Here is a 15,946-nt window from a genome sequence, read left to right as displayed (position 1 = left end):
GCCCTTAACATCGTGTTAAGGGCGGATGACAAACCGGCATGCGACATTCTGGTGCTGCATTGCGAGAATTTTTTCCGAAGCGCTGTGTCTGACCAGCATCCGAGTGGGGCGCAATGAGCGATTTTGACCTGGTGGTGCGCAACGGCCGCATCGCCACCGCAAGCGACGTGTTCGAAGCCGATATTGCCGTCCGCGACGGCGTGATTGCCGCCATCGGCCGGGGTTGCGGGCCGGCAAAGCGCGAGATCGACGCGGCCGGCCGCTGGGTGCTGCCAGGCGGCATCGACAGCCACTGCCATGTCGAGCAGCTATCGGGCATGGGCGTGATGTGCGCCGACGACTTCTATTCCGCCACGGTTTCGGCCGCCTTCGGCGGCACCACCACGATCATTCCCTTCGCGGCCCAGCATCGCGACATGCAGATTCCGGCCGTGGTGGCGGATTACAGCAAACGTGCCGCCGAGAAGGCGGTAATCGATTACGGCTTTCACCTGATCCTCGCCAACCCGGACGATACCGCGCTGCAGACCGATCTGCCCAAGGCGATCCGCGACGGCATCACCTCGCTCAAGGTCTACATGACCTACGACAAGCTGAAGCTGGACGATCACCAGCTGCTCGACGTGCTGAGCGTGGCGGCGCGCGAACAAGCGCTGGTGATGGTGCATGCGGAAAACCACGACATGATCCGCTGGCTGGCTCACCGCCTGCTGGAACAGGGCCATACCGCGCCGAAATACCACGCCGTGGCGCACGATCCGATTGCCGAGAGCGAGGCAACCAACCGTGCCATCGCGCTGTCGCGCCTGCTGGGCGTGCCGCTGCTGATCGTGCACGTGTCGGGACAGGAGGCGATCCACACCATCCGTCGCGCCAAGCAGCGCGGCGCCGCCGTCTATGCCGAAACCTGCCCGCAATACCTGTTCCTCACCCAGGAAGACCTGGATCGCGACGGCCTGCAGGGCGCGATGTTCTGCTGCTCGCCGCCGCCGCGCGACAAGGAATCGCAGGAAGCGGTCTGGGCCGGCATGAAGGACGGCACGCTTTATACCTATTCCTCCGACCACGCGCCCTACCGCTTCGACAAGAGCGGCAAGCTGCCCAAGGGCGATGCCACGACCTTCAAGGAAATGGCCAACGGCGTGCCGGGCCTGGAACTGCGCCTGCCGCTGCTGTTTTCCGAGGGCGTGATGGCCGGCCGCATCAGCATCCGGGAATTCGTGGCGCTGACCGCCACCAACCATGCCGAGATGTATGGCCTGTCCGGCCGCAAGGGCACGATCGCCGTTGGCGCCGATGCCGATCTGGGCATCTGGAATGCCGAACGCGAGGTCACCATCACGGCCTCCATGCTGCACGACAATGTCGGCTATACCCCCTATGAGGGCCGCAAGCTGAAAGGCTGGCCGGAGGTCGTGATCAACCGCGGCCGCATCGTGGTCGAGAACAACGAATTGAAGGTGGCGCGCGGCTCGGGACAATTCCTCAAGCGCAAGGCCTCCGACATGCTGGCCAATCCCACCGGCATCTCGGCCGCCGTGGCCCGCCAGATGCTGCGTGGCCTGGTCGGCATGGGGGGCTGAAGATGAGCACGCTGAAACGCCCCTATGGCATTGCCGTTGCCCAGCTTGGCCCAATCCACCTGGCCGACACCCGTGCCGCCGTCGTCAAACGACTGATCGAACTGCTGCGCGAGGCCAAGGGCCGCGGCGCGAAATTCGTCGTCTTCCCCGAGCTCGCGCTGACCACCTTCTTTCCGCGCTACTGGATGAGCGAGGAGGAAGCCATCGAGCGCTTCTTTGAGCGCAGCATGCCGGGGCCGGAGACGCGGCCGCTGTTCGATCTCGCCGCCGAATACGGGATCGGCTTCTATCTTGGCTATGCCGAGCTGACGCCGGACGGACGCCGCTTCAACACCGCGATCCTGACCGATGAGAAGGCGAAGATCGTCGGCCGCTATCGCAAGATTCACCTGCCCGGCCATTCGCATCACATTGAAACCGCGCCGTTCCAGCACCTGGAAAAGAAATTCTTCGAGGTCGGCAATGAGGGCTTCAGGGTCTGGGAAGCGCTTGGCGCCCGCATCGGCATGTGTATCTGCAACGACCGCCGCTGGGCCGAGACCTATCGCGTGATGGGCCTGCAGAGCGCCGAGATCGTGGCGCTGGGCTACAACACGCCAAGCCTGAACATCCACTGGAACGAACCGACGCATTTGCGCATGTTCCACCACCTGCTGTCCCTGCAGGGCAATGCCTACCAGAACGGTATCTGGGTGGCGGCGGCGGCGAAATGCGGCAAGGAGGACGGGTTTCACATGATCGGCGGCTCGGCCATCGTGGCGCCGACCGGCGAGATCACCGCCCAGGCGCAGAGCGAGGAAGACGAACTGATCTTCACCAATGCCGATCTGGCCCTGGGCGAGACCTTCCGCGAGCATGTCTTCAACTTCGCCAAGCATCGCCGGCCGGAGCATTACCGACTCATCGTCGAACGCACCGGCGCCGGCGCGCCGCTTGGCATGCCGCCGGACTGACCCATCTTTCCGCTTTGCAACCATCGATCCAACAGAGGGGGTAATCATGACGTCATTCAAAACGAAACTCGGGCTCGCAGCGCTCGGCGCACTGGTCCTGACCACGGGCATGCCGGCCATGGCCCAGGCGCTGAAGACCGGCGTGGACGCCACCTTCGCACCCCATGCCATGGTCAAGCTGGGCGGCGGCCTGCAGGGCTTCAACATCGAACTGGGCGAAGAACTGGCCAAGCGCATGGGCAAGAAGCTGGAGGTCGAGGGCACCGAATTCTCCGGCCTCATTCCCGGCCTGAATGCCAAGAAGTACGATTTCGTCCTGGCACCGGTGACGGTGACACCGGAACGCGCCAAGGCGCTGCTGTTTACCGAAGGCTATCTCAACACCGACTTCACCTTCGTGGAAAAGAAGTCGGCCCCGGGCATCAAGGCGCTGAGCGACCTTAAGGGGAAGACCATCGCCGTCAACAAGGGCTCGGCCTATGAGACTTGGGCGCGCGACAATGCCGAGAAGTACGGCTTCAAGTACGATGTCTATGGCAGCAACTCCGACGCCATTCAGGCAGTGCAGGCCGGCCGCGCCGACGCCAATCTGGGCGGCAACACCGTCTCGGCCTGGGCGGCAAAGCAGAACCCGGAAGTGAAGACCAGCTATACCATCACGACCGGGCTGGTCTGGGCGCTGGCCTTCCGCGGCGACGACAAGGCGGGCCGCGATGCCGCTTCGATGGCCCTGAAATGCATGAAGAAGGACGGCTTCGTGGCCAAGATCGCCGAGAAGTGGTTCGGCTTCAAGCCTGGTCCGGATGCCGCGGCCGTGGTGATCGCGCCGGGCCATGGCGTGCCGAACATGGAAGGCTACGATCCGACGCCGGTTACCCTGAAATGCTCGTGAGCGTTTCTGAGCAAAAGGTGTTTCTGCGATTGTCAATATGAGTACATCACCGATCCTGGAGCTCGTAGGCCTGCGCAAGGCCTACGGCTCCCTTGATGTCCTGCGCGGGATCGACCTGCGGGTCTTTCCCGGCGAGATGGTATGCGTCATCGGCCCGTCCGGTTCGGGCAAGAGCAGCATGCTGCGCTGCTGCAACCGGCTGGAGAGTTTCCAGGCCGGCCAGGTCATGGTCGGCGAAACCGATATCAGCCGGCCCGACGTGGACATCAATGCCGTGCGGCAGCATATCGGCATGGTTTTCCAGCAGTTCAATCTGTACCCGCACCTCACCGCGCTGGGCAACGTGACGCTCGCCCTGCGCAAGGTGCAGGGCAAGTCGCGGGCCGAGGCCGACAGGCTCGGTATGGCCGCGCTCGAGCGCGTCGGCCTGGCCGACAAGGCGCAGGTCCATCCGGGCCAGCTGTCCGGCGGCCAGCAGCAGCGCGTCGGCATCGCGCGCGCCATCGTGCTGCAGCCCAAGATCATCCTGTTCGACGAGCCGACCAGCGCACTCGACCCCGAAACGGTGGGTGAGGTTCTGAAGGTGATGCGCGGCTTGCGCGAGAACGGCATGACCATGCTGGTGGTGACCCATGAGATGGGCTTCGCCCGCGCCGCCGCCGACCGCATCATCTTCATGGATGGCGGGGTGATCGTCGAGCAGGGCACACCGGCCGAGGTGTTCGGCGCGCCGAAACACGAGCGGACCAAGGCCTTCCTGGCACGCTATACGAACGGCCATCAGTGATGGACGGCCTCGACCGCTTTCTGCACACCTTCTTCAATGCCGAGGTGGCGGCGCGCTACTGGCCCGACATCGTTGCCGGCATGGGCGTTACGGCCGGCGTCGGCATACTGGTCACACTGACCGGACTGGCGCTCGGGCTTGCACTTGCTATCCTGCGCGCCCTGCAGCAGCCGTGGCTTTCGCTGCCGATCATAGCCTTCGTTGACATCATGCGCGCCCTGCCGCCGCTGGTGGTCATCATCATCCTGTTCTTCGCCTTTCCGCTGATCGGCCTGTCGATGTCGGCGCTGACCGCCACCTGGCTGTCGCTTTCGCTGGTGCTGGCGGCCTATGCCGAGGAATGCATCTGGGGCGGCATGATCAGCCTGCCGCGCGGCCAGTCGGAAGCCGCGCGTTCCACCGGCCTGACCTGGTGGCAGACCATGACCTCGGTGATCCTGCCGCAGGCTTTCCGCATCGCCGTGCCGCCGCTGACCAACCGCGTGATCGCCATCAGCAAGAATGTCGCGCTTGGTTCCGTGGTGGCGCTGAGCGAAGTGCTGAACAATGCCCATTCCGCCACCAGCAACGCCGGCAACCCGACGCCCCTGACCATGGCGGCGGCGGCCTATCTGGTGATTTTCATCCCCGTGATCCTGGCGTCGCGGCGCCTGGAACGCGGCTGGCAGTGGCGGGTGTGACATGGACGCCTTGCTGCGCAACTTCTTCAACATCGACGTCTTCCAGCAGGTGCTGCCCTTCCTGCTGCAGGGCCTACTCACCACCATCGGCCTGTCGCTGCTGGTGATACCACTTGGCCTGGTCGGCGGCCTTTTCGTGGCGCTGGCCGCCACCCAGACGGAAAGCCGCCTGGTGCGGGTGCTGGTTGCGATCTATGTCGATGTCTTTCGCGCGCTGCCGCCCCTGGTGCTGCTGATCTTCATTTATTTCGGTTTTCCGTTCCTTGGCATCGACATGCCCAAGCTGCTGGCGGTGGCGCTCGGCTTCCTGCTCAACAATGCCAGCTATTACGGCGAGATCTTCCGCGCCGGCCTGATGGCCGTGCCGCAAGGCCAGATGGAAGCGGCACGCTCCACCGGCCTGACGCGCCTGGGAGCGCTGACCTGGGTGATCGTGCCGCAGGCGACGCGCAACGTGCTGCCCGATCTGATCGGCAACAGCATCGAGGTGGTCAAGCTCACCACGCTGGCCAGCGTGGTCGCCTTGCCCGAACTGCTGCGCGTCGCCCGCGATGCACAGTCGCTGCTGTATAATCCTTCGCCGGTTGTCCTGGCTGCCCTGATCTACCTGGCCCTGCTTTGGCCGCTGGTCCGCTGGCTGAGCCGGCTGGAACATAAGGGCATGATGTCCCGCTGACGCTGCATGCGCCGGAAGTCGGCGCTCAAAGACGCTCGCGGTGCTCGGCGGCAATGAAGCGCCGACGGCGCGCATACGGCCCTCTCACACAGACACCCGCGCCTCGGCAAAAAGGCTTGGAGCCGCTGTCATATAGGTGTAATGATTCTGTAACAATCACACCCCTGCCCGACTGGATTTAGAATAAATGGCTGTTTTCCGCGATCCTGATCCTGACCCTGACGGCGCCAGCGGCGAGGGCCGGCCCCCCGCTTTGATGTCGCGCCGCGGGTAGGGGGCAACGCGATGATGATGAGTGCAAATCCCGGCGCGACCGAACTTCTGCTCAACCTGGCCGCCGGCATCGCGCTGCTGCTCTGGGGCGTGCGCATGGTGCGCACCGGCATGACGCGCGCCTTCGGCGCCCAGTTGCGGCGCTACATGAGCGGCGCGCTGCGCAACCGGGTCTCCGCTTTCCTCGCCGGCATCGGCGTCACCGCCCTGCTGCAATCCAGCACGGCAACGGCGATGATCGTGTCGTCCTTTGCCGGCCGCGGCCTGATCGTCGGCGGCGCGGCGATCGCCGTGCTGCTCGGCGCGGGCATCGGCACCTCGATCACCGCGCAGTATCTCTCGCTCGACCTGCACTGGCTCGGCGCGCTCGCCATCATCCTCGGCGTGATCGGATTCTTCGCCTCCGAAAGCGGCATGCCGCGCCATGTCGGCCGCCTGCTGATCGGCCTTGGCCTCATCCTGCTGTCGCTGGACATGATCACGGCCGCCTCCACGCCGATGCGCGATGCGCCGGGGCTCACAATCGTGCTGCAGCCGCTGGAACGCGAGCCGCTGCTGGGCGTGCTGATCTTCGCCCTGCTCACCTGGCTGTCCCATGCCAGCCTCGCCACCGTGCTGCTGGCGGCCTCGCTGGCCAAGGCCGGCACGGTGGATGCCACGCTGGCCATCGCGCTGGTGGTGGGCGCCAACCTGGGCACCGCGATCTCGCCGCTGGTGGCCAGCTCGGGGCAGCCGCCGGCCGCGCGCCGCGCCCAGCTCGCCAACCTGATCGCCCGCGTGATCGCCACGCTGGCCGTACTGCCCTTCCTGGCGCAGCTGCCGCACTGGCTGGGTTATCTGAGCGGCGACGCGGTGCGTCTGACGGTGAATGCCCACACCGCTTTCAACCTGGCGCTGGCGCTGGTTTTCCTGCCGCTCGTCACGCCGCTGGAAAAGCTGGCGCGGCGCCTGCTGCCCGATCCGCCGGCCGCCGAGAATGCGGCCAAACCGCGCTATCTGGATAAGTCGGCGCTGGAAACGCCCAGTGTGGCGCTGGCCGCCGCCGCCCGCGAGACATTGCGGCTGAGCGATTCGGTGGCGCGCATGCTGGACGATACCATGACGGTGTTCAGCCGCGACGATGCCAAGCTGGCCAAGGCCGTGGAACAGGCCGACGATACGGTGGACGGCCTGCACGAGGCGATCAAGCTGTATCTCACCGAGATCAGCAAGCACGGCCTGGATGAGACGGAAAGCCGGCGCTATGTCGACGTGCTCACCTTCACGACCAATCTGGAGCATATCGGCGACATCATCGATAAGAACCTGATGGAGCTGGCGCAGAAGAAGATCAGGAACAAGCTGGCCTTCAGCAAGGAGGGCCTGGCCGAACTGACCGGCTTCCACCATCGCGTGGCCGCCAACCTGCAGATGGCCTGCAACCTGTTCATGTCGGGCGACGTGAAGCTGGCGCGCCAACTGCTGCAGGAAAAGGCCGACCTGCGCGCCGCCGAGCAGCAGGCCGCCGAGAGCCATTACCAGCGCATCCGCGATGGCCGCACTGAGAGCATCGAGACCAGCTCGATCCATCTCGACATCATCCGCGACCTGAAGCGGATCAACAGCCACCTCACCGCTGTGGCCTATCCGATCCTGGAACAGGCCGGCGAACTGGCCGCCACGCGCCTGCGCGCCGACGAGCGCGCCGACACCACAACGCGCCAGGTGCTGGGCAACGGCAAGACCGGGCGGGCCGGTTTAGCTTGATGCGGCCTGGCTTGATCCTAACCTGACTGAATCCGGCATGGCAGTCGCCTGGCGAGGATCGGCTCGATCCGGTACCAGGCGACATGCATTACCTCGCTCACCATCAGCGCCAGGAACAGGCTGACGAAGATGTCGGACAGGAAATGGTGCTGCGTCAGCATGCGCTGTACCGCCACCAGCATGGCCGCACCAAAAAATACCGCGCGCAGTTCCGGCTGCAGCCTTGAAAAGGCCGCCGCCATGGCAAAGGCCGTGAAGGCATGCGATGACGGCAGCGACGTGAAAGGCTCGCCGCTGAACGGATCGGCGAAGCCATATCCGCCGCCCCGCGCCAGTTCAGACGGCCGCAGCCGCGCGAAACCCTGCTTGAGCAGGAAGACCAGCAAATGGCCCAGCGCCAGCGTGCCCGCAACCAGCGCACCGGCCCGCAGCAATGTCCGGCCCTGCATGACCCACAATCCCTGCCGCACCAGCCAGCCGCCCAGCAGCAGCGCCGGCAGCGCGACGGCCAGATAATATTCCGCACGGCCCAGATGGCGGATCGCCTGCAGCAATGCGCCGAGTTCGGCTGTGCCTGCCTGGGCGCCGGACAGCCGCAAAGCCAGCGGCAGATCGACATAGCGGATCAGCAGGGCGGCCACCATGCCAATCATCGCGATCTCCACGGCATAGAGGCGCAACGGTCGCGCCGCCAGGCCACGTTTTGCATCCGGTATTCCCGACACGCAGCATCCTTTCGCGGCGGGCCGATGCACGGGCTGCGCATCCTTTCCCGCCGCCCGCCCGTTTAGCAGGCCGGCCAGCGCAGCCGATGTCGGCGATGTGACGCTGTGTTGCGGAATATGTCAGAAGGCCGTGGCCGGCACGAAGGCCGCACGCCCTGCGGACACGCCCAGTGCCGCTTCCTGACTGCGGCAGGATGCCGCAGACCGTGCTGGCCTGATTATCGGTTCTTAACTTCTAAAATAACAAGGCCGTAACGCATAATCGGTTCAGTTGTGTCCCCTGAGTCCGAACCAATGTGCCCGATGTCTCCCTCCGTCCTGCCTGATCCATTGCTGCAAAGCCTGTATGAATACTGGCTCGGCCGCCGCCACGGCCGTGCCGTGCCCGAACGCCGCGACATCGACCCGCTCGACATGCCGCGCAACCTGCTGCCGCATCTGCTGCTGGTGGAGTTGCACGGCGCCCGCCCGCGCATCCGTTATCGTCTGATCGGCACCGCGATCAGCGAGCGCTACGGCGAGGATTTCACCGGTCGTTATCTCGACGAGGTCTCAGGACCGCATTACCGCGACCTGCTGCAGGATCTCTATGGCCGTATGCGCGACCACGGCAAGCCCGTTTATGTCGAGAGCCTGTTCCGCATCGCGCCCGAGGTGATCGCCAAAACCTGCCGGCTCTACCTGCCGCTGGCGCAGGATGGCGAGATCACCATGGCGCTGGCGGGCCAGACCTTCCCGAGCTATCCCTTCAGCCTGCCGGAATTTTTCCAGATGATCCGGCCGGCCACCAGCGGCGAACACGCCACCCACACCGAGCGGCTGCTCGATCCGCCACCGCCCGAGGCCGCGCCACGCAGCGCGGCCGCCTGAGCGGTCAGGCCGCGGCGGCCGCGGCCTTCTCCTGCCGCAGCATGCGGCGCAGCAGAAACGCCGTGATCGTCACGTTCACGATGTTCCAGGCGATGCCGTTCACCAGCGCGGCCTTGTACGACCCCGTGAGGTCGAAGATCGCGCCCGACAGCCAGCCGCCCAAAGCCATGCCGGCCATGGTGGCCGAAATCGCCAGGCTGACGCGGAAGCCGGCCTGGCTGGCGGGAAACAGCTCGCGGATGATGAAGGCGTAGCTGGGCACGATGCCGCCCTGCACCAGGCCGAACATCGCCGAGATGATGTAGAGCGAGGCCAGGCCGTCGAAGGGCAGATAGAAGGCCAGCGCCAGCCCCTGCAGCGTGGCGCCGAGCAGCAGCGTCGCCAGCCCGCCGATGCGATCCAGAATCCAGCCCGAGGCCAGCCGGCTGACGATGCCGAAACCCAGCATCAGCGACAGCATCTCGGCACCGCGCGCCGGGCCATAGCCCAGGTCGACGCAATAGGCCACGATATGCACCTGCGGCATCGACATGGCGACGCAGCAGCCCACGCCCGCCACCACCAGCAGGCCCTGCACCAGATTGGGCGGCAGGCCGAGCGGTCGCGTGCCGAAGGCCGCCGCGCCGTTGACGGCCGCCGGCGGCGGCGCCTGGGCCGGCGGACGGCGGCGCAGCACCAGGGCCAGCGGCAGCATGGTGACCAGGCAGAAGACGCCGATCCAGACATGGGTTTCGCGCCAGCCGATCTCGGCGATGAAATGCTCGATCACCGGCGGCCACAAAGTGCCGGCGAAATAATTGCCGCTGGCGCACAGGCCGATGGCAAGGCCGCGCCGGCGGTCGAACCACAGCGATGTGTCGGCCAGCAAAGGCGCGAACATGGCCGAACCGCCGAGCAGGCCGACCAGCAGGCCATAGAGGATGGCGAAGCTGGTGATGCCGCCGGCGAAGGACGTGAGGACATAGCCGATGCTGAGCATCACGGTGCCCAGCAGCATCGGCACCATGATACCGAAGCGGTCGGCCAGCCGGCCCATCAGCACCGTGCCGGCCATGAAGCCGACCATGGCCAGCGTGTAGGGCAGTGACGCCGAGCCGCGCGTGACGCCGAATTCCGCCTGCACCGCCGGCAGGGCCACGACGATGGACCACATGCCGACGCCGCCGATGGTGCTCAAAGCCACGGCCGCGCCCAGCCGCAGCCAGGCATAGGGCGATTCGATCACGCTGGTCTTGGTCATCCGCGGCTCAGTCGACGATGAAGAGTTTTGCGCCGGCGGCACCGGTGCGCGAGCGGTGCGGCTCGGCATTGTCGGCCACCTGGTAGGACTGCCCGGCTTTCAGCGTGAAGACGCGGCCGTCTTCCAGCTCGGTGACCAGCTCGCCCTCCAGCACGAACAGGATATGCCCCTTCACGCACCAGTGGTCGGCCAGGTAGTTGGGCGTGTAGTCGACGCGGCGCACACGGATGGGCCCGAAATTGCGGGTGCGCCAGGTGGCGCTGCCCGTCTCGCCCTTATGCTGCGTCGGCTCGACTGAGGACCAGTCGGTGGTGCCGAAGGGAATGTCTGACATCTGCATGGGCGGGACTTTCAATCTGTATACGTGCTCCGCTTTTAGGCAGTAGGCGGCGCAGCAGCCAGCGGAGAATTGCAGCCTGACAAATCAGGCGAGGCATCAGGCAGGTTTATTACCGGTGTATGCCATCTTTGTTCTTTATAATATTGCCTAATGTTCTAGTCTGTCGCGACAAGAGGATACAATGGGCGAAAGAGATCCAACTCCAGAAGAAATGATCGCGATGACCGGCTGCGATAAGGCGGCCAATGTGGATCGATGTCTGATCGAATCCTGCGACACGGCCCTGGAGTCTGATGACAGCAACGCCATGCTGAATCTGGCTCATGCTTTTTACTGCCTGCGCGCCGTGCTGATGCGCCTATGGGATAACCCGGCGCCCGAGGTTCAGCAATATGTCGGCGGCGCACTTCTGCGGCGGGCCCAGATTCTGGCGAATACCGGACGCATCCGGGAAGCCGTCTGGGATTACGAAGAGATCGAGAAGCGTTATGGCCGCAACGATGACCCTGAATTACGCAAGGTTATCGCTGGTGCATATTACGAGGCGGGAAAGCTTTGCTGCCGACAGGAAGACGAACAGGGCGCCCTTCTGTGGTTCGAAAAGGTTGTCCGCCGCTTCCTGGATGACGATGAGCCCGTCATTGCCTATCACGTCGCATCCGCCCTGTCCGAGCAGGCGAACATATACGCCGACCGGAAAGACTTTGACACTGTAAGGGCAATGCAGGAGCAGATCATTCAGCGTTGGTCCGACCATAAAAACGAGGAGGTTCTTCGCCTGGTCGCCCATACCAGATTTCTCCAGGCCTATCTGCTGACGACCGATCCGGACACGAAGCCCGAGTCGCTGGGTCAGCTCGATTCTGCCATCGAATATGCAGATCTGAAGCTTGGCCGCTTCATCAGTTCGATACAGGGCGCGGCGCTCGCCCGCAAATGCGAGATCTTATTCGATCTGGATCGTTACGATGAAGGCATAGCGACCGCCTCAGTTTACGAAACCCGCCATCGGGCTGCTTGTGAAGCATCGCCGCCGCCGGGTCCCGCCGATGCGGATTATTTCCGCCGCAACCTCCACACCGTTCGCCTGACAAAGGCCCAGTGCCTGTTCATGCTCAAGCGTTACGACGAGGCCGACGACGCGCTGGCGGGTATCGATGTCGATTACGCCGACCTGCAGCAGGCTTCAGCCGCGCAGCGCGAATTCGTCGTGAGCGTCCTGTCGGTCCGGGGCATAATGCGGTGCGTGAAAGGCCATCCGGATGATGGTCTTGAAATTGCCCGCCGGATCATGGACGGACTTGGACCGGATTATGAGGCGACAATGACACCCGCAATCCAGGACACCGTTGATACTCTGGTGGCACATATTGACGTGGCAAAGGGTCGGCAGCAGCAGAGCCCCGGCTAGCGCCTTTCACCACCCCATCTGCCGGCTGGCCAGATCCTTCATGATCTCCTCGGTGCCGCCACCGATGGCATTCACCTTCACCTCGCGGTAGATGCGCTCGGATTTGGCCCCGCGCATGAAGCCGGCGCCGCCCAGGATCTGCACGGCTTCCGAGGCGCAGAAGGCCATGGTTTGGGTGCCTGGTTCTTCAGCATGCACAATTCGGGGATCGGATGCTCGCCCTGGTCCAGCGCCCAGGCGATGCGCTCCAGCATGGCCTGGCTGGCCTCGATGCGCTGGGCCATGTCGACCAGCTTGTGGCGGATGACCTGGTGCTTGATGATCGGCTTGCCGAAAGTCTCGCGCAGCTTCGCGTAGTCCAGCGCCTCCTCATAGGCCGTGCGGGCGAAGGCAATGGAAGACGCCGCCAGGCCCAGCCGCTCGTCGTTGAAGTTGAGCATGATGCCCATGAAGCCCTGGTTTTCCGCCCCGATCAGGTTGCCGGCCGGCACGCGGCAGTCGTCGAAATGCAGCGTCGCGGTATCGGATGCCCACCAGCCCATTTTTTTGAGCGGCGTGCGGGTGAAGCCGGGCGTGTCACGCTCGATCAGCAAGAGCGAGATGCCGCCCATGCCCGGCCCGCCGGTGCGCACCGCCACGGTATAGAAATCGGCGCGCATGCCGGAGGTGATGAAAGTCTTTTCGCCGCGCACGATGTAATGCTCGCCGTCCCGCTTGGCCACGGTTTTCAGGTTGGCCACATCCGAGCCGCCGCCCGGCTCGGTGATCGCCAGCGCGGAAATCTTTTCGCCGGCCAGAACGGGGCGCAGCACCTTCTCCTTCAGCGCATCGGAGCCCAGTTTGGCGATCGGCGGCGAACCGATGGTATGGCTCATCAGCGAGGCGGCCACGCCGCCCGAGCCGGCACGGGCCAGTTCCTGGCCGGCGATGATGGCATAGAAGCGGTCGGCCGCGATGCCGCCATACTCTTCCGGGAAGTTCAGCCCGAGCAGGCCGATTTCGGCGGCCTTTTTATACAGCACGCGCGGAAACTCGCCGGCTTCGTCCCAGGCATCTGCGAAGGGTTCGATCTCGTTGGCCACGAAACGGCGCACCTGATCGCGGAAGGCCTCGTGGTCGGGCGTGTAGTACGGCGATCTGGTCAGCATGGGGTCATCCTTGCGGCGGCCGCAGCCGCGCCATCAGCACGATGTCGTCGTAATGGTTGTCCAGCTTGCGGGCGCGGATGCGCGTCCCCTCGGTGACGAAGCCGAATTTGCGATAGAGCGCGATGGCGCCTGTGTTGCTGGCATAGACCTGCAGATCGATGCGTTCCAGCCCGATGCGGCCGGCCCAGTCGAAACAGGCCTGCATCATCCGCGTGCCCAGGCCCTTGCCGCGATAGGGCTCGTCCAGCCCCATGCCCAGCGTACCGACATGCTGGAAGCCCGGCCGCAGCGGATTGTCGGGCGCGACATGGATGTTGCACCAGCCGACCACCCTGTTTTCGGCATCCACCGAGACGACGAAGGGCAGGTTCCGCTGCAGCATCGCCTTCACGTAAAAGCGCGCCTCGGCTGCCGAAGGCGCCTCGGTGAAGGCGATATACAGCCGCTCGCGCGCCACGCGGTCGAGGCAGTCGCGATAGGAATCCGCGTCTTCCTGGGTGATCGGCCGGACCAGCGCGGGCAGGGTTTCCGACATGACTATTCCGCCGCCGGGTTCAGCGCGGCGAGAAGCTGCCGCGTCGACACCTGGTCGCCAACCTTCACCGGCAGTTTCTCGACCACGGCATCCACGCGCGCCACCATCTCGTGCTGCATCTTCATGGCTTCCATGATCACCAGGCGTTGACCCTTCTTCACGGCCTCGCCCTCGGCGGCCAGCACGGCGACGATCTTGCCGTTCATCGGCGCACGCAACTCGCGCTCGGCCGCCCCTTCGGCCTCGGCCGGCGGCTGGTAGGTGATGTCGCGACAGGCAAAGTCCTGCACGCCCAGCGCCAGATTCAGCGTATCGCCAGCGAAGGCGAAAGCCGCATCGCATTCCTGCCCGCCCACCTGCAGGCGCAGCCGGCAGCCGTCGCGGCGCAGCACCGCGATCTCCTGGCCGTCGATGCGATACCGGTCGCGGCCCAGCGGGGCGACGACCCGCTTCGTCTTCGCTTCGCCATATTGCAGCAGCACTGGCGAGGCGAGCCGCCCGGTGGAGGACCACGCACAAGCCGGATCATGGCCGCAGGCGGCAGCCGCGCGCTCGAACCACAGCAGGGCGGCGATGTTGAGCAGCGTATCGTCGGCCATCGGTGCGGCGGGCGCCTCGAAATACTGCGGGATGAAGCGTGTGGTGGCGCGGCCAGCGGCAAACTCCTCATGCCGCAGCAGATCGACCAAGAAACCGCGGTTGGTTTCGATCCCCAGTGCCACGCAGCGCTCCAGCGCAACGATCAGCCGGTGACGCGCTTCCTCGCGGGTGGCGCCATGGGCGATCACCTTGGCGATCATCGGATCGTAGAAGGGCGAGATCATCTGGCCGGATTCATGCAAGCCGTGATCCACGCGAATGCCTTCGCCCACCGGCGGCCGCCACAGCACAAGCTCGCCGCTCTGCGGCAGGAAGCCGTTGTGCGGCGCCTCGGCATAAAGCCGCACCTCGATGGCGTGGCCATGCAGCTGCACATCTTCCTGCGTCAACGGCAGTCGGTCGCCGGCGGCCACGCGGATCTGCAGGGCCACCAGATCGAGGCCGGTGATCATCTCGGTCACCGGGTGCTCCACCTGCAGGCGGGTGTTCATCTCCAGGAAATAAAAGTCGCGGCCATTGCCATCCAGCAGGAATTCCACCGTGCCGGCGCCGACATAACCGATCGCCCTGGCCGCCGCCACGGCGGCGGCGCCCATCTTCGCGCGCAGCTCGGCATTCACCGCCGGCGAGGGCGCTTCCTCGATCACCTTCTGGTGCCGGCGCTGCACGGAACAGTCGCGTTCGCTTAAGTGGATCACGTTGCCATGGCCATCGGCGAAAACCTGGATCTCCACATGGCGGCCATCCACCACCGCCTTTTCCAGGATCAACTCGGGCGAACCGAAGGCGTTTTCGGCTTCCGAGCGGGCCGACTGGATGGCGGGCAGCAATTCGGCATGCTGGCGCACCAGCCGCATGCCGCGTCCGCCGCCGCCGGCCGCCGCCTTCACCATCACCGGCAGGCCGATCTTTTCCGCTTCATGCAGCAGGACGGAATCAGACTGATCGCTACCCTGATAGCCCGGCACGCAGGGCACTTTTGCCTCGATCATGCGCCGCTTGGCGGCCGCCTTGTTGCCCATGGCGGCAATCGCCGATGCGGGCGGCCCGATGAAGACAAGCCCGGCATCGGCGCAGGCCTGGGCGAAAGCCTCGTTCTCCGACAGGAAGCCGTAACCCGGATGCACGGCCTGTGCTCCCATCCGCCGCGCCGCATCGATGATCGCCGCGATGCTGAGGTAACTCTGCTTGGCCTCCGCCGGCCCGATGCAGATGGCGCGGTCGGCCAGCAATGTGTGCGGCGCGCCGGCATCGGCCTCGGAATAGACCGCCACGGTGGAAAAGCCCAGCGCGCGGGCCGAACGGATCACCCGGCAGGCGATTTCGCCGCGATTGGCGATCAGGATGGTGTCGAAGGGCCTTGTCATCCTTTACCCCTCATCGTCATGGCCGGACTTGATCCGGCCATCCACGTCTTTGCCTTCCCGCTCCACAGGAAATCGTGGATGCCCGGGACAAGCCCGGGCATGACAGATTCTCTTTTGGAT

At 64.9% G+C, this 15,946-nt stretch carries 14 protein-coding genes and 1 pseudogene; 9 read left to right on the top strand and 6 right to left on the bottom strand.

Going from position 1 to position 15,946, the window contains the following annotated elements; genetic code table 11:
• Positions 1-113 precede the first annotated feature (113 nt).
• The 7 genes from hydA (at position 114) to ACK4FK_RS14200 (ending at position 7,590) form a co-directional block, all read left to right on the top strand.
• Positions 114-1,583, top strand: a complete 1,470-nt coding sequence (hydA, locus tag ACK4FK_RS14230; protein ID WP_409745623.1) for a dihydropyrimidinase — start codon at positions 114-116, stop codon at positions 1,581-1,583.
• Between the two features lie 2 nt (positions 1,584-1,585).
• Entirely contained in the window at positions 1,586-2,536 is a 951-nt protein-coding gene (locus ACK4FK_RS14225; protein WP_409745622.1) for an N-carbamoyl-D-amino-acid hydrolase, read from the top strand.
• 46 nt (positions 2,537-2,582) lie between these two features.
• Positions 2,583-3,428: a transporter substrate-binding domain-containing protein gene (locus ACK4FK_RS14220; RefSeq protein WP_409745621.1), complete on the top strand. Its 846-nt coding sequence runs from the start codon at positions 2,583-2,585 to the stop codon at positions 3,426-3,428.
• A 52-nt stretch (positions 3,429-3,480) separates the two neighbouring features.
• Complete coding sequence (locus ACK4FK_RS14215) at positions 3,481-4,215, top strand: amino acid ABC transporter ATP-binding protein (RefSeq protein ID WP_409745660.1); 735 nt, start codon at positions 3,481-3,483, stop codon at positions 4,213-4,215.
• Entirely contained in the window at positions 4,215-4,895 is a 681-nt protein-coding gene (locus tag ACK4FK_RS14210) for an amino acid ABC transporter permease (protein ID WP_409745620.1), read from the top strand. The genes ACK4FK_RS14215 and ACK4FK_RS14210 overlap by 1 nt, the downstream gene beginning before the upstream one ends.
• A 1-nt stretch (position 4,896) precedes the next feature.
• Positions 4,897-5,571, top strand: coding sequence for an amino acid ABC transporter permease (locus ACK4FK_RS14205; RefSeq protein ID WP_409745619.1), 675 nt, complete (start codon positions 4,897-4,899; stop codon positions 5,569-5,571).
• Positions 5,572-5,856: 285 nt separating this feature from the next.
• A complete protein-coding gene (locus tag ACK4FK_RS14200) occupies positions 5,857-7,590 on the top strand; it encodes a Na/Pi cotransporter family protein (RefSeq protein WP_409745618.1) in 1,734 nt (577 codons plus the stop codon).
• 17 nt (positions 7,591-7,607) lie between these two features.
• On the opposite strand, the gene ACK4FK_RS14195 is transcribed toward ACK4FK_RS14200, so the two are convergent.
• Entirely contained in the window at positions 7,608-8,315 is a 708-nt protein-coding gene (locus ACK4FK_RS14195; protein WP_409745617.1) for a phosphatase PAP2 family protein, read from the bottom strand.
• A 303-nt stretch (positions 8,316-8,618) separates the two neighbouring features.
• On the opposite strand from ACK4FK_RS14195, the gene ACK4FK_RS14190 reads away from it, so the two are divergent.
• Entirely contained in the window at positions 8,619-9,185 is a 567-nt protein-coding gene (locus ACK4FK_RS14190) for a PAS domain-containing protein (protein ID WP_409745616.1), read from the top strand.
• A gap of 4 nt (positions 9,186-9,189) precedes the next feature.
• Here the strand turns inward: ACK4FK_RS14190 and ACK4FK_RS14185 are convergent, their stop codons facing one another.
• The gene (locus ACK4FK_RS14185) at positions 9,190-10,425 is read right to left on the bottom strand and encodes an MFS transporter (protein ID WP_409745615.1); all 1,236 of its coding nucleotides are present in this window, start codon (positions 10,423-10,425) and stop codon (positions 9,190-9,192) included.
• Between the two features lie 7 nt (positions 10,426-10,432).
• Positions 10,433-10,765: a DHCW motif cupin fold protein gene (locus ACK4FK_RS14180; RefSeq protein ID WP_409745614.1), complete on the bottom strand. Its 333-nt coding sequence runs from the start codon at positions 10,763-10,765 to the stop codon at positions 10,433-10,435.
• Between the two features lie 181 nt (positions 10,766-10,946).
• On the opposite strand from ACK4FK_RS14180, the gene ACK4FK_RS14175 reads away from it, so the two are divergent.
• A complete protein-coding gene (locus ACK4FK_RS14175) occupies positions 10,947-12,176 on the top strand; it encodes a tetratricopeptide repeat protein (RefSeq protein ID WP_409745613.1) in 1,230 nt (409 codons plus the stop codon).
• 6 nt (positions 12,177-12,182) lie between these two features.
• Here the strand turns inward: ACK4FK_RS14175 and ACK4FK_RS14170 are convergent.
• The 3 genes and pseudogenes from ACK4FK_RS14170 to ACK4FK_RS14160 form a co-directional block, all read right to left on the bottom strand.
• Positions 12,183-13,324, bottom strand: a pseudogene (locus tag ACK4FK_RS14170) (acyl-CoA dehydrogenase family protein).
• Positions 13,325-13,328: 4 nt separating this feature from the next.
• Entirely contained in the window at positions 13,329-13,859 is a 531-nt protein-coding gene (locus ACK4FK_RS14165) for an N-acetyltransferase family protein (RefSeq protein ID WP_409745612.1), read from the bottom strand.
• Between the two features lie 2 nt (positions 13,860-13,861).
• Positions 13,862-15,826, bottom strand: a complete 1,965-nt coding sequence (locus ACK4FK_RS14160; RefSeq protein WP_409745611.1) for an acetyl/propionyl/methylcrotonyl-CoA carboxylase subunit alpha — start codon at positions 15,824-15,826, stop codon at positions 13,862-13,864.
• Positions 15,827-15,946: the final 120 nt, after the last annotated feature.

The organism is Ferrovibrio sp., from assembly GCF_046297895.1.
In the GTDB taxonomy this organism is placed as follows: Bacteria; Pseudomonadota; Alphaproteobacteria; order Ferrovibrionales; family Ferrovibrionaceae; genus Ferrovibrio.
Note: the sequence above shows the minus strand (reverse complement) of the source record. Positions and strands in the feature narration are given on the sequence as shown.

Coding starts and splice junctions, on each gene's coding strand:
- hydA (WP_409745623.1), top strand. CDS start 114: ATGAGCGATTTTGACCTGGTGGTGCGCAACGGCCGCATCGCCACCGCA.
- ACK4FK_RS14225 (WP_409745622.1), top strand. CDS start 1,586: ATGAGCACGCTGAAACGCCCCTATGGCATTGCCGTTGCCCAGCTTGGC.
- ACK4FK_RS14220 (WP_409745621.1), top strand. CDS start 2,583: ATGACGTCATTCAAAACGAAACTCGGGCTCGCAGCGCTCGGCGCACTG.
- ACK4FK_RS14210 (WP_409745620.1), top strand. CDS start 4,215: ATGGACGGCCTCGACCGCTTTCTGCACACCTTCTTCAATGCCGAGGTG.
- ACK4FK_RS14205 (WP_409745619.1), top strand. CDS start 4,897: ATGGACGCCTTGCTGCGCAACTTCTTCAACATCGACGTCTTCCAGCAG.
- ACK4FK_RS14200 (WP_409745618.1), top strand. CDS start 5,857: ATGATGATGAGTGCAAATCCCGGCGCGACCGAACTTCTGCTCAACCTG.
- ACK4FK_RS14190 (WP_409745616.1), top strand. CDS start 8,619: ATGTCTCCCTCCGTCCTGCCTGATCCATTGCTGCAAAGCCTGTATGAA.
- ACK4FK_RS14185 (WP_409745615.1), bottom strand. CDS start 10,425: ATGACCAAGACCAGCGTGATCGAATCGCCCTATGCCTGGCTGCGGCTG.
- ACK4FK_RS14180 (WP_409745614.1), bottom strand. CDS start 10,765: ATGCAGATGTCAGACATTCCCTTCGGCACCACCGACTGGTCCTCAGTC.
- ACK4FK_RS14175 (WP_409745613.1), top strand. CDS start 10,947: ATGGGCGAAAGAGATCCAACTCCAGAAGAAATGATCGCGATGACCGGC.
- ACK4FK_RS14165 (WP_409745612.1), bottom strand. CDS start 13,859: ATGTCGGAAACCCTGCCCGCGCTGGTCCGGCCGATCACCCAGGAAGAC.
- ACK4FK_RS14160 (WP_409745611.1), bottom strand. CDS start 15,826: ATGACAAGGCCCTTCGACACCATCCTGATCGCCAATCGCGGCGAAATC.